The sequence below is a fragment of the Wolbachia endosymbiont of Muscidifurax uniraptor genome (assembly GCF_054149795.1).
On the sequence record NZ_CP083727.1, the window covers coordinates 78883 to 92270 of the forward strand.

The following is a 13388-nucleotide window of genomic DNA, read 5'->3' on the forward strand; positions in this document are numbered from 1 at the left end:
ACCAATTTAACTCTGGGTTTTAAGTTGTGCTAACACACTGCGGCCATTTAAAGAGTCAAGATTTTTAACCTGGCTAGCCAGTATTAAAGAGTTATTTTTCAGGTATTTCTTTACAAGGCTTGCAAGTCTTTTTGGATTATTCAAATAGCTCCATTCTGCTTGTAAAACTTTTATATCACTTTGCACTAAATTAATTTCACTTTTTATTTTTATTAGCTCTCTATTTAACGACTGAACATGTAATTTTACCTTAAATAATCCTACAATGCTAAGAAAAAACACAGCTATTGAGATGATGCAGAAAGTTCTCACGACAACCTCTGTATAGCTCTTAGTTTTGCTGAGCGTGAACGCGGATTTGCACTTACTTCTTCTATACTTGCTTCGATCACTTTTTTATTTAGCAGAGAGAATGTCTTGCAATCAGTAGCACATAAATCTTTAAAAAAAGTTTTGACTATACGATCTTCTAAGGAATGAAAGGTGACGACAATTAATTTGCCATTCTCACTTAAAATCTCAGATGCAGCTTTAATACCCTTTTCAAGTTCTCCCAGCTCATCGTTTACCCATATTCTGATTGCCTGAAATGTTCTGGTTGCAGGATCAATTTTGCTTTTTCCACGAAATACCACGGAACGTACAATATCCGCAAGCTCAAATGTAGTTTTGATAGTTTTCTTCTTCCGTGCATTTATTATTGCTCTTGCAATTTTGCGAGAATGACGTTCGCCTCCGTAGTTATATATAGTATTTGCGATTTCTTCTTCGCGTAAGGCGTTAACAAACGTTGAAGCGTTTATATAAGAAGAGTTATCCATGCTCATATCGAGTGGACCATCATGTAAAAATGAGAACCCTCTATCTCCGTTATCAAGCTGCATAGATGAAACTCCGATGTCAAAGACCACTCCATCCACCCCGTTTGATGTCATTCCAGCGCGTGACCAGTTATTTTTTCCAGTATCAAGTACTGGGATGACAGGAGATGGCTCAACGCTGCTTAGTATACTTTTAATATTACTAAACTTCTCAATGAATAGTTTTATTCTATCTGGATATCTAACGCTTAAATCATCATAAAACTTAGTTACCGTTTCATCTCTATCAATTGCATATACTTTGCAATCAGCTGACTCCAATATTGCTTTGCTATACCCTCCAGCTCCAAATGTGGCGTCCACGTATATGCCACCATCCTGCGGTGATAGTAGTGATAGCATCTCTTTTAACAAAACTGGAGTGTGTGTCATAGTGCTCCATCAAGAGACTCTGTGCATACAAATAAAAATAGCTTCCCACTAAAACATATGGAAATATACAGGCAATAATATAAAAATACTTGAATATAGTCAATGATATAAAAATATTAAGATTTAATAAGATACCATTATTAGTATAATGTTCAAATTTTTCTATTATATAAAAAAAAGTAATGTATATTACTAAATACTAAACAAACTATAGAAGATTATGCAGCAAATAACAAAAGCAATATTCTCGAGTTTGATTTGTAACACTTTATTGTGGTATGACCACATGCTTTTTGGCCACTTAATAAACATAATAGGTGGTGTGTTTTTTCCATCAGATGATCAACTAACCAGCGTATTGAAAGCTTTTGGAGTGTTTGCAGTGGGTTTCTTAATGAGACCAATCGGCGCTGCTATATTTGGTCACATTGGTGATAAGCATGGCAGAAGAGTTGCCTTATTGCTCTCGATTATATTAATGACTTTATCAACCGTATTAATTGCTTTTGTTCCAGGTTATCAAAGCATTGGAATACTAGCGTCAATGCTGGTAGTGTGTTTAAGATTATTGCAGGGTATATCTCTTGGAGGAGAAGCAGGAAATGCACCATTTTTAATAGAACATGCTCCTAAAAACAAAAAAGGATTTTTTGGCAGCATTGAAGTATTAAGCGCAATTTTTGGTTCAGTATTAAGCCTGATAGCGGTACTCATATGCAAAAAAGTATCTGATTTTGAATCTTGGGGGTGGAGATTACCTTTCATTTTCAGTTTAGCAATGGGATTAATTAGCATATATATGAGATATATACTTGATGAAAGCCCAGAGCATAAAAGACAAAAAAATCCGTCTAAATTGCCACTAAAAGAGTTATTAAACAATTACAAAAAGCCTGTTCTAATATCAATAGGTATTGACTTGGTTGAAAATGCGTCTCTCTATATATATTTGGTATTTTTCAATGTGCTTACGAATAAAATATTAACAGTAAATACTCATTTTAATCATATAGTGGAAATACTGAGTCAAATTGCGCTCGGAGGATTGACAATATTGTTTGCAATACTTTCTGATAAGGTAGGAAGAGAAAAAGTTATGAAATTTGCATTTATAGCTTTTGTAATAGTGAGTTATCCAGTTTTTTCAATGTTATGTAGTAGCAATTACTTGCTGGCACACATTCTTTTTATAATTCCAATAGCTGCATCGCTTGGTCCTGTCAGTGCACTTATGTGCGAATTATTTCCAACAAAGGTTCGGTACAGTGGATTTGGTTTATCAAGAAATATAGCTGCTGGATTTTTTGGCGGCCTTGCACCATTTATATGCACAACAATTATCAAGGTTACAGGACAAGAGACTTCAGCTAGTTTTTACATGATTTTCTGTGCATTAATTGGGCTAGTTGCTATATCGCAAATTAAGGGTGAGCTTTCTTCAAAATTACCCAAAGTAAACCAAGTATAGTTGCAGTATAGCAGAATTTAAAAAAATCTAATTATAAGGCGGGAAGTGCCAATTTTTAGGTGATAATGTGAATATTTCAGCACCATCTTTTGTTACTCCGAGCGTATGTTCAAATTGAGCAGAAAGTGAAAGATCGCGTGTTGTCACTGTCCAATCATCGAGTTTACTGAGCAGAGTCTCATGTTTTCCAGCATTAATCATTGGCTCTATTGTAAAGAACATACCTTCCTTCAAGACGAGATTTTCATCTTGATCATAGAAATGCACTACATTTGGTGGAGCATGAAAGACTTTTCCTATACCATGTCCGCAGTAGCTGCGTACGATAGAATATCCAAAATCTCTAATATATTTCTCTATAGCAAGCCCTATTTCATTTAACTTATTGCCGGGCTTAACTTGTTTGATTGCTTCCATCAATGCATGATAAGTAGCGTCACACAAGCGTTTTGCTTTTATTGATGGCTTGCCAACCCAAAACATGCGACTTGTATCACCATGCCAGCCATTTAAAATCACCGTGACATCAATATTTAAAATATCTCCATCTTTAAGTGGTTTATTATCGGGAACACCATGGCACACAACTGCATTTTTTGAAGTGCAAATCGATTTTGGATACCCCCTATAGTTTAGTGGTGCTGGAATTGCACCTGCATTAATTATAAAATCATGACATAGATCATTTAACTCATTAGTTGTCACCCCTACCTTTACGTACGGTGCAATGAAATCAAGAGTTTCAGCAGCAAGCCTGCCAGCCTTGCGCATAAATTCAAAATCTTCTTGTGAGTGTATAGTTATGTTCATATTTTCCATGTCTTATTGTAATTGGTACGCTTACTCGCAAGTACATAAACATAATAATTTTACATATTATAAAAATAAGTCCTATGGATCCTAGTGTCAAGTCATTTGTATGAAAGGTGGTAAAACAGAAATCTAGACTGTAACTTTTGATTTAACCCAATTATACAATTTACTCATTTTACCATCCTGACCTAAAATACCAGAATTATTTTTATAAAAAGTGTCAACTATTAGCTTTATAGAGCCTATAGCAGCAGAAAATACAGGATTTTTATCATATTCGCCATCAAGACCGCTACAAGACTCAGGGCACCCAATTCGAACTTGCTTATTGAATATATAGCCTGCAATTTCCTTCATGCTTGTGAGTTGACTAGTTCCACCTGTGATCACTACTTTATTAATTGGATCTTTCTGCTCTTGAAATTGCTCTCTTACCATTTCAAGTATTTCTTCAACTCTTGGTCTTATGATGTTAATAAGCTCAGATTTGAATACTTGAGTAGGTTCATCATTTTCGTTGTTTTGCATTGTAATGTACTCATTCTCATCTATTGAAGTTACGATAGTGCTGCCATACAGTATTTTTATATACTCTGCACGTTCTATGCTTGTGCATAGCCCGTAAGCAATATCTCGAGTGATATGAACACCACCAATTGGAACGCTGCTTGCATACACAAGTTTCCCTCTTTTGAAAATTCCAATTGCAGTGCACCCACCGCCTATATCAACAATAGCAGTCCCGAGCTCTTTTTCATCTCCACTCAGACAGGCAAGACCTGCAGAATATGCAGAAGCAATACAACCTGCCATATTTAATCCACCATTATTGGTAATACAGTTTTCAATATTGGTAAGCGCTGGACGCGAAGCAGTGACAACATTAACATCAGCAGATAGTCTTTTTCCGTACAATCCACCAACTTCTTTTATGTCAGTCATGTCATCTAAGTGATATTTTAGTGGTATATTGTGAATGATAACATTGTCTTCAATATATTTCTCAAATGTTTGAAAAACTACACGTCTTATATCACGCTCAGAAATCTCATGGTTAGCTGCAATAATTTCATTATGTACATTGAAAGATGAGATGCCACATCCAGCAATGTTCACATATATCTGATCTATGGTTTCTTCTGATACTTGTTCAGCTAAACCTATAGTTGATGAGATGGAGTAATTTGCGTGTTTTACATTAGTTATTGATCCACCGTTTACACCTTCTGCAATCTTATAACCCGTTCCTGTTACTTTATAGCTGAAGTTGCTATTTATCTTAACGATTAGACAAATAATCTTTGTTGTACCTATGTCTAAAACAGCAAAAACGTTTCTCTTTGGTTTTGCTATTACTGCAGAGTACATTAGTTAACCTTATTACGCAATTTCATTTAAATTGTAGCTTTCTTTAATAATTTATATTTCTATTATAGACATAGCAACATTTTAATATACACTAAATTCTGGACAAAAGGAAAAGCAAAACATAGAATTATAATTTTTATGTCCATATTACCAATTGTAATTGCCCCTGATGAAAGACTAATCACACGTGCCAGTGAAGTAACAGATATAAACGATAAAATTAAAGAATTAGTAAACGACATGTTCGAAACCATGTATGATGCAGAAGGTCTTGGCCTTGCTGCAGTGCAAGTTGGAGTGTTAAAGAGAATTTTTGTTGTGGATGTTCAGCTAGAAACAATTGAAAATGAGCCAGCAGGATATGAATCAATTGGCAAATTTTGCATGATTAATCCAGAAATTACGGAATTATCTGATGAACAAGTGACTCTCAAGGAAGGGTGCCTTTCAATTCCAGAGCAAAGCTATGAAATTAAGCGTCCAAAGTATTTAACTGTGAAATACAGAGACTTAAATAACGAAGAACAGACGCTAAAAGCTAGTGGTTGGCTTGCAAGGTGTATTCAGCATGAATTAGATCACTTAAACGGCATATTATATATTAGACATTTATCTAAATTAAAGTATGATATGGCCATGAAAAAAGCACAAAAGGTTAAAAAGCATTATGAGCAATAAAGACCTAGAATTATTAAAATTTTACCATGAAGTGGGCGTTGATTGCACACTAATGGAGGGTGAAGAGGAAAAAAAGCTGGAGAGCAAGGAGAGTGTACAACCCTCTGTTATCCAAACTGGGACCAAGAAGAAAGATGCAGATATGCGCTGGGATGACACTAAAGATGGAAAAGACATGTTTCCAAGTGACTGGATAATCGAAGCAAGGAAACTTGCAAGCAAATGTAATAGTGTGGATGAACTAAGAAGTGTAGTGAAGTCATTTGAAGGTTGTGAAATAAAAAAAACTGCAACTAATACTGTCTTTTCCGATGGTAATCCAAACGCAAAAGTTATGCTCGTTGGTGAAGCTCCAGGAGCAAATGAAGACCTTCAAGGCATACCATTTTGTGGTGCAAGTGGAATGTTGCTCGATAAAATGTTAAATGCAATCAATCTTGATCGCACTAAGGTATACATAAGCAATACTGTATTTTGGCGTCCACCTGGCAATAGAAAGCCAACCGACCTAGAGCTTGATATGTGCAGACCATTTGTCGAAAAACACGTTGCACTAGTTTCACCACAAATTTTAATTTTGGTCGGGGGAATCGCATGTTATAGCCTTCTTGACAGCACAGAAACTATATCGAATTTGCGTGGCAGATTTCATACGTACACTAACCAATATTTGTCCAATTCAATCACCACAGCTGCTATATTTCATCCAGCTTACCTACTTCGCCAACCGGCACAAAAACGTTTAGCCTGGGAGGACTTGAAGAAGATTAGGGAGTATCTTGATAACACCAATAACTGCACAAATACCTAATAAAGTGGTAGACCTCTTGCATAGTTTTTTGCAGCATGTTAACAATCGTTAGAAACGAAAAAACTTACTTGACACCCTTCGCCAGCGCCCTTATCATGATAGTGAAGCTATTGTATTTGCTTTCGCCAATCTGCAGATTAAAAGGTAAGGATTACTTAATGTATCGGCGTCTTATGTTCAATTTTTTGCAGTATATAGATACTGTATGTCTTTACAAAACTTCATCTACATCTAGATTTTTATCTAAATAAGCTGAACGCGCTTATAAAGCGTTACAAGACATCAAAAAATGCCAATACTTGACAGAGATAGTAAAAGACTAGCTAACTCGGGGATTCTTTGTCTTTTTTTCTGCTTAGTAAATTTCTTAAACATTTGCAGCGTAAGTTAGTTGCAATTAAAAGCAGCTGAATTTCGCTTGTCAAGCGTTTAAAACATAAAAAACGCCAATATTTTAAAGCGGATAATAACCCCAGGGCTTCTTTTGCCTTTTTTTCCGTTTGGTAAATTTCTTAATGTTTATAGCTAAACGACAATCGTCATCCCGCTGCTTGTTAGCGGGATCTATGCTTTGAGATACCGCGAATAAATCGCGGTATGACGTAGAGCTCGCGTTAGCTATACTTTTATGCTTACCAACTCAGTATCCAATCAAAATCCTGGATTTCAGTGTCAAGCACTGAAATGACACCAAAAGAGCTACTGCTGTTTTGGATGGAAACCAGTGTCAGCTACTTGAATCTGCCACGCAAATTGCCTGCAAATTGCAATGTTCGTACAGCTGTGCGTCATGCGCTGGAATGGCATCAAGGGGTAACTTTTTATTTAAACAATGATTGTAAAATGATTATAATAAGAGATCTATTGAAATTTTAAAGTTATTAAATATTGACGCTATATACTTAAGTGTTAAAATAGAATGAAAAGTTTTTAGGAGTTTATATGGCAGCAGGTGGGAAAGCAAAGACAGCTAGTAAAAATAACCCTACTCAGCGTAAGAAAGCTGAGCAAAAAATGTATAAAGATAAACCGGTAAAACCTGTTAGATATATAGATCGTGATTCGCGCATGAATTATATGTCTGCTCAATATGACAACGGCAATCTGGTTGAAGATGAGGTAAGCGGCAATCCTATAAAGTGGGAAGCTGTATAATAGTTGTGGTTAAAGTTACTATTAATTCTAAGGAATGTGAAGTAGAGCATGGGCTCACTATAATTCAAGCTTGTGAAGTCGTGGGCGTTGAAATTCCACGTTTTTGTTATCATGAGCGTTTAGCAATTGCTGGTAATTGCAGAATGTGTTTGGTTGAAGTGGAGGGTGGACCTCCAAAACCAGTAGCCTCTTGTGCAATGCCAGTTGCAGAAGGGATGGTTATTCACACTGATACCCCTAAGGTTAAAAAAGCACGTGAAGGTGTGCTTGAGTTTTTGCTAATTAACCACCCGCTTGATTGCCCAATTTGCGATCAAGGTGGTGAATGCGATTTGCAAGATATCACGATGGCTTATGGGAAAGGAACCAGCAGACTTGATGAGCATAAGAGGGCTGTGCCAAAAAAACACTTCGGACCACTGATTGAGACTGCGATGAATCGATGCATTCATTGCACTCGGTGTGTTAGATTTTTGTCTGATGTTGCAGGTACAAATGAACTTGGAGGAATCGGAAGGGGAGAAAATGTAGAGATTAGCACTTACATAAAAAGGCATATTAGTTCTGAATTATCTGGAAATATCATAGATCTCTGCCCGGTAGGGGCTTTAACTTCAAAGCCTTACTCCTTTACAGCGCGTCCATGGGAGCTATCACATTGTGAGACTATAGATGTGCTAGATGCTGTGGGCAGCGCAATTAGAGTTGATTATCGTGGCCCGGAGGTTATGAGGATATTACCAAGGCTGAGCGAAGAGGTAAATGAAGAATGGATATCAGATAAAACCCGCTTTGCCTATGATGGACTAAAAGTTCAGCGTCTTGATCGACCTTATATAAAAAAAGATGGTAAATTAGCCCCAGTTGATTGGAATGAAGCATTAACTGTTGCTGCAAAGAAATTAAAGAATACAAAATCAAATAAAATAGCTGCAATTGCAGGTGATTTAGCAGATTGTGAGTCTATGCTTCTACTCAAAGAAGTGATGCAGAAGCTCGGCTCGGGGAATATAGACTGTAGGCAAGATGGTGCAAAGCTTATACCAAGTAATCGTGGATCGTATGTGTTCAATACCACTATTGAAGGTATAGAAAATGCAGATTTATGTCTGCTTATAAATGCAAATCCAAGGATAGAAGCACCGATTATTAACGTAAGATTGAGAAAGAGATATTTACAGGGCAACTTTCCTGTTGCAAGTGTTGGTCCTAACATTGAATATTTGTATCATGTTGAGAAATTGGGCGATAATCCTGATATTTTGAGTGAAATAGCAAATGGAAATCATAAGTTCTGTGAGCTGCTGAGTGCTGCTCAGAGCCCTATGCTGATTATCGGTCAAGATGCATTAGTAAGAGACGATTCTGAATCAGTTCTAGTTCTAGCTGGCAAAATTGCAGAAAAATTTAACATGGTCAGAGATGACTGGAATGGCTTTAATATGCTGCATAAAGCTGCAGCAAGAGTTGGTGGGCTAGATACTGGGTTTGTTCCTAAAAAAGGCGAAAGGGATATTAATCAAATATTGGAACATGCAGAAAGTGGTGAAATAGAAGTGGTTTATCTTCTTGGTGCAGATGAAATTGATACATCAAAATTAGAAAATACATTTGCAATTTATCAAGGTCATCACGGTGATAAGGGTGCACATGTGGCAGATGTTATCTTGCCTGGTGCTGCATATACAGAAAAATATGCAACTTATGTAAACACTGAAGGTCGAGTGCAAAGAACAAATTTAGCTGTATTTCCTCCAGGTGAAGCAAAGGAGGATTGGTTAATTATTAAAAATCTCTCGCAATATTTGGATCTTTGTTTACCATATGATAGTTTATTTGACGTGAGAAAAAAATTAGATACTATCGGTCCACAGTTTAGAAATGCTGATCAAGTGGTAAAAAACACATGGGTACCAATCAGCAGCGGTGAAATAAGCTTAAGTAATACACCTTTTACTTTAAAGGAGTGTAATTTTTATATGACGGATTCAATAAGTCGCGCTTCAAAAATAATGGCAGATTGTACTAAAGCTTTTTATGAACACGCTAGTTAATATTTTATTTATTTTAGTACCGCTACTACTTTCAGTTGCATATTTGACATACTTTGAGCGTAAGGTCCTTGCTGCAATTCAACTGAGGCACGGCCCAAGTGTAGTTGGACCTTTTGGGCTATTGCAGCCATTTGCAGATGCTATTAAGCTCCTGATTAAGGAGCCGATAATACCATTTAGAGCGAGCACCATACTGTTCATTATGGCTCCAATGCTTACCTTTATCTTGGCATTAATTGCCTGGGCAGTTATACCGTTTGGTGCTGAAGTAATTGTAAAAAATGGCCAGCAAGTAGTGATTCCTAAGGTTATAGCAAATATTAATGTTGGAGTGCTTTATGTGCTAGCTATATCGTCGCTGGGAGTATACGGCGTAATTATTGCAGGCTGGTCAAGCAATTCTAATTATGCATTTCTTGGCGCTATACGGTCGGCTGCTCAGATGATTTCATATGAAGTTTCAATAGGCTTAATAGTTGCTACAGTCGTTATTACCACTGGAACATTGAATCTTGGAGAAATGGTAGTGGCAAAACATAATATGCCATTTTGGGTTGATTTACTACTAATGCCTATAGGAATAATATTTTTTATTTCTTTGCTTGCAGAAACTAATCGTCACCCATTTGATTTACCAGAAGCTGAAGCAGAGCTTGTCTCTGGATATAACGTTGAATATTCATCCATGCCTTTTGCCCTCTTTTTTCTTGGAGAATATGCAAATATGATTTTAGCAAGTGCTATGATGACAATATTCTTTCTGGGGGGATGGTATCCTCCGTTAGAGCTTGGTTTGCTTTATAAAATTCCAGGTTTGATTTGGTTCGTTTTGAAGATAGTTATATTTTTATTCGTATTTATTTGGATTAGAGCAACAATACCTCGTTATCGATATGATCAGCTAATGCGCCTTGGTTGGAAAGTATTTTTACCAATATCAGTGTTTTGGGTGATACTCATTTCAGGGGTGTTGCTCTTTACTGGGAATTTGCCTGGATCCAATGTTTAATTTCCCAAATACAAGATTAAGACGCAGGCGCTCGAGCAAATGGGTTCGCAATTTAACAAGTGAAAATAGTTTATCAGTAAATGATCTGGTTCTTCCTCTGTTTGTTCATGACGGAGAAGAAACAACTGAACCAATTTCTGGCTTACCAGGCGTAAAGTGTTATTCAATAGATGGATTAGTGTCTATAGTTAAGGAAGCTAAAGATTTAGGGATTAATGCTGTTGCAATTTTTCCTGTAGTTGATAGTAAACTAAAATCTGAAAACGCTGAGGAAGCATATAATTCTGACAACTTAATCTGCAGAGCAATTTGTGCTGTAAAATTAAAGGTACCTGAAATTGGTATTATTGCAGACGTTGCATTGGATCCATACACTATTCACGGCCATGACGGCATTTTAAAAGATAATCAGATGGATGTAGAAAACGATGAAACTATATCAGTGCTGTGTAAGCAAGCGTTTGCTTTAGCGAAAGCAGGATGTGATATAGTTGCTCCTTCTGATATGATGGATGGTAGAATAGGAAGAATCAGAAAATCATTAGATGATAACAACTTTCAAGACGTATTAATATTATCTTATGCAGTGAAATACTGCTCTAGCTTCTATGCTCCATTCAGGCAAGTCGTTGGTTCATGTGGGCTATCACATTCTATAGACAAAAGTGGTTATCAAATGGATTATAAAAATGCGCGCGAAGCAATGTGCGAAATTGAAATGGATATAAATGAAGGTGCAGATTTTATTATGGTTAAACCGGGTATGCCATATTTCGATATTATCAAAACAGCAAGTGATAAGTTTAATTTTCCGATTTTTGCTTACCAAGTAAGCGGTGAGTACGCAATGATAAAAGCTGCTGCAAATAATGGCTGGCTAGATTATGACAAGGTGATTTATGAATCTTTGATTGGTTTCAAACGTGCGGGTGCAAGTGCAATATTCACTTACGCTGCACTTGATATTGCAAAAAATTTAAGTGCATAAGCCCTATAAAATTATTAAATTTTTGGCGCACGTTCTTCTACTGTTGCTGCATATTACTTAAAGTTTTCCAATACGTGTTTTAAGTTGTTGATAAGTCCGTTACAATACAGTATTATAAATAATATAAACCAAGTGTTACTTAGAACATGGGGATTTTTTTTAAATTTTTGGGAAAGATGCTAGGTAAGGTTTTTCCTGCCAAAACAGTAAGCTCTCTTTTAGGAATAGGATATTTACCAAGTTGGCAGAACTATTGGTCTTCTTTTTTAATATTATTTATTGTCGATGTTATATTAATTCTTACATATGGAGGCGAATACTTACTATATAAAATGCCAGACTCAGGAATAGTTGTAGCTGCTGTTTTTACAAAATTGGCAATAGTTATGTTAGTAATGCAATTAATTGGAATATTTATTTTTCATGCTCAAGACCCTTCAGCAAACAGTGGTGAAGAAATAGTAATACAAATAGCGTCAGGGCAAGTACTGACTGTAGCACTTTCAATGCCAGCAATAATGTCAATTTATTATGCTGTAAGTAAACTCTATGGGAATATATGTAAGCAGATGTTTCAATGCCCATTTTGGTTTAATGATTTTATGCACTTTTTCTTTTTTCTTATGATACCTTACGTATTTTTTAATGTCGTAGAAGTGATAAAACCATGGCCAATAAGTTCAATACAGCTCAGCTATAATAATGCAATGTCAATTACATTTGAGGGGATTTTTCACACATTTTATGCGGTGATTTTACTGTATTTAACAGCATTTATATTCTGCGATTTAACTATGCGTGATGCAATTGTCCTAAATAAAAGCATAATTCAGTATGTGAGGGAAAGTTCAGCAGTTTTAGGTGATTATTTACATAGTGCTGCAAAAAAAATAAATATTGAATAGTACTTATTTATTTATATATTTAGTATAAAAAGTGTACAATTTGTGTGAACTTACAAAGTATAATAAAAGAGTTACAAGATTTTTGGGCTGGTGAAGGGTGCGTTATACTTCACCCATACACATCTGAAGTTGGTGCTGGTACATTACATCCTGCAACAATTATGTCTGCAATTGATACAAAACCGACAAAAATTGCATATCTACAACCAGTAATTAGGCCATCAGATGGGCGCTATAGTGATAATCCTAATCGCTTGTATCAACATCACCAATATCAAGTTATAATAAAGCCATCTGGTAATAATTTACAAGGCGTCTATTTAGATAGCTTAAAAGCTCTTGGCATATCTACAGAAAAATATGATATTAAGTTTGTTGAAGATGATTGGGAAAACCCAAGTGTTGGTGCATCAGGACTTGGATGGGAAGTTACATGCAATGGAATGGAAGTAACACAGCTTACTTATATACAGCAAGTTGGAGGGATTGACTGCAAGATGATTCCTGGTGAGGTGGCATATGGGTTGGAACGTTTAGCAATGTGCATACAAGGTGTAGATAATGTTTACGATATAATTTGGAACGATAACGGTGTAACTTACGGAGATATTTTTAAACAAAGAGAATATGAATTTTCTTATCTAGCGTTAGATTATTATGATACTAAAGTGGTACAGCAGCAATTCGAAGATACGGAAAAATTGTGTAAGTTCCTTATTGAAAAGGAGCTACCAATGGCAGCTTATGACCAATGTATTAAAACTAGTCACCTACTTAATCTGCTTGATGCAAGAGGTGTGCTTGGTGTGAATGAACGTACAGCTTATATTGGTAAAGTTAGAGAGCTAACAAAAAAATGTTGTGAATTGTACATGAGTAAATAGCG

The 13388-nt window shown here is 36.0% G+C and carries 14 protein-coding genes; 10 read left to right on the plus strand and 4 right to left on the minus strand.

All coding sequences use genetic code 11. The features are described 5' to 3' along the window. Positions 1 to 6 precede the first annotated feature (6 nt). Positions 7 to 312 (minus strand): cell division protein FtsL, encoded by a 306-nt coding sequence (ftsL, locus tag LA754_RS00405; RefSeq protein WP_006279685.1) that lies wholly within the window; start codon positions 310 to 312, stop codon positions 7 to 9. After that, on the minus strand, positions 309 to 1253 hold the full coding sequence (gene rsmH / locus LA754_RS00410) for a 16S rRNA (cytosine(1402)-N(4))-methyltransferase RsmH (RefSeq protein ID WP_006279684.1): 945 nt from the start codon (positions 1251 to 1253) through the stop codon (positions 309 to 311). The genes ftsL and rsmH overlap by 4 nt, the downstream gene beginning before the upstream one ends. Positions 1254 to 1473: 220 nt before the next feature. Here rsmH and LA754_RS00415 point away from each other — a divergent pair, with 220 nt between their 5' ends. After that, a complete protein-coding gene (locus LA754_RS00415) occupies positions 1474 to 2721 on the plus strand; it encodes an MFS transporter (RefSeq protein ID WP_006279683.1) in 1248 nt (415 codons plus the stop codon). 27 nt (positions 2722 to 2748) lie between these two features. On the opposite strand, the gene map is transcribed toward LA754_RS00415, so the two are convergent. Both map and ftsA read right to left on the minus strand, forming a co-directional pair. Beyond that, a complete protein-coding gene (gene map, locus LA754_RS00420; RefSeq protein WP_006279681.1) occupies positions 2749 to 3531 on the minus strand; it encodes a type I methionyl aminopeptidase in 783 nt (260 codons plus the stop codon). Positions 3532 to 3663: 132 nt separating this feature from the next. Continuing rightward, entirely contained in the window at positions 3664 to 4902 is a 1239-nt protein-coding gene (gene ftsA, locus LA754_RS00425; RefSeq protein ID WP_006279680.1) for a cell division protein FtsA, read from the minus strand. A 138-nt stretch (positions 4903 to 5040) separates the two neighbouring features. Here ftsA and def point away from each other — a divergent pair, with 138 nt between their 5' ends. From def to LA754_RS00470, 9 genes are all read left to right on the plus strand, one after another. Further along, the gene (gene def, locus LA754_RS00430) at positions 5041 to 5580 is read left to right on the plus strand and encodes a peptide deformylase (protein ID WP_006279678.1); all 540 of its coding nucleotides are present in this window, start codon (positions 5041 to 5043) and stop codon (positions 5578 to 5580) included. Continuing rightward, positions 5570 to 6391 (plus strand): uracil-DNA glycosylase, encoded by an 822-nt coding sequence (locus LA754_RS00435; protein ID WP_006279677.1) that lies wholly within the window; start codon positions 5570 to 5572, stop codon positions 6389 to 6391. Before def ends, LA754_RS00435 begins: the two co-directional genes overlap by 11 nt. 669 nt (positions 6392 to 7060) lie before the next feature. Then, the gene (locus tag LA754_RS00440; RefSeq protein WP_049973611.1) at positions 7061 to 7267 is read left to right on the plus strand and encodes a hypothetical protein; all 207 of its coding nucleotides are present in this window, start codon (positions 7061 to 7063) and stop codon (positions 7265 to 7267) included. Positions 7268 to 7333: 66 nt separating this feature from the next. Further along, a complete protein-coding gene (locus LA754_RS00445) occupies positions 7334 to 7546 on the plus strand; it encodes a hypothetical protein (RefSeq protein ID WP_006279675.1) in 213 nt (70 codons plus the stop codon). Positions 7547 to 7551: 5 nt separating this feature from the next. Beyond that, positions 7552 to 9600, plus strand: coding sequence for an NADH-quinone oxidoreductase subunit NuoG (gene nuoG / locus LA754_RS00450; protein ID WP_049973613.1), 2049 nt, complete (start codon positions 7552 to 7554; stop codon positions 9598 to 9600). Further along, complete coding sequence (gene nuoH / locus LA754_RS00455; protein WP_006279673.1) at positions 9584 to 10609, plus strand: NADH-quinone oxidoreductase subunit NuoH; 1026 nt, start codon at positions 9584 to 9586, stop codon at positions 10607 to 10609. The genes nuoG and nuoH overlap by 17 nt, the downstream gene beginning before the upstream one ends. Continuing rightward, on the plus strand, positions 10602 to 11597 hold the full coding sequence (hemB, locus tag LA754_RS00460) for a porphobilinogen synthase (protein ID WP_006279671.1): 996 nt from the start codon (positions 10602 to 10604) through the stop codon (positions 11595 to 11597). Before nuoH ends, hemB begins: the two co-directional genes overlap by 8 nt. 146 nt (positions 11598 to 11743) lie before the next feature. Continuing rightward, positions 11744 to 12502: a hypothetical protein gene (locus LA754_RS00465; RefSeq protein ID WP_006279670.1), complete on the plus strand. Its 759-nt coding sequence runs from the start codon at positions 11744 to 11746 to the stop codon at positions 12500 to 12502. Positions 12503 to 12546: 44 nt separating this feature from the next. Next, on the plus strand, positions 12547 to 13386 hold the full coding sequence (locus LA754_RS00470; protein WP_077190083.1) for a glycine--tRNA ligase subunit alpha: 840 nt from the start codon (positions 12547 to 12549) through the stop codon (positions 13384 to 13386). The last annotated feature ends 2 nt before the right edge of the window (positions 13387 to 13388 follow it).

Coding starts and splice junctions, on each gene's coding strand:
- rsmH (WP_006279684.1), bottom strand. CDS start 1,253: ATGACACACACTCCAGTTTTGTTAAAAGAGATGCTATCACTACTATCA.
- LA754_RS00415 (WP_006279683.1), top strand. CDS start 1,474: ATGCAGCAAATAACAAAAGCAATATTCTCGAGTTTGATTTGTAACACT.
- map (WP_006279681.1), bottom strand. CDS start 3,531: ATGAACATAACTATACACTCACAAGAAGATTTTGAATTTATGCGCAAG.
- ftsA (WP_006279680.1), bottom strand. CDS start 4,902: ATGTACTCTGCAGTAATAGCAAAACCAAAGAGAAACGTTTTTGCTGTT.
- def (WP_006279678.1), top strand. CDS start 5,041: ATGTCCATATTACCAATTGTAATTGCCCCTGATGAAAGACTAATCACA.
- LA754_RS00435 (WP_006279677.1), top strand. CDS start 5,570: ATGAGCAATAAAGACCTAGAATTATTAAAATTTTACCATGAAGTGGGC.
- LA754_RS00445 (WP_006279675.1), top strand. CDS start 7,334: ATGGCAGCAGGTGGGAAAGCAAAGACAGCTAGTAAAAATAACCCTACT.
- nuoH (WP_006279673.1), top strand. CDS start 9,584: ATGAACACGCTAGTTAATATTTTATTTATTTTAGTACCGCTACTACTT.
- hemB (WP_006279671.1), top strand. CDS start 10,602: ATGTTTAATTTCCCAAATACAAGATTAAGACGCAGGCGCTCGAGCAAA.
- LA754_RS00465 (WP_006279670.1), top strand. CDS start 11,744: ATGGGGATTTTTTTTAAATTTTTGGGAAAGATGCTAGGTAAGGTTTTT.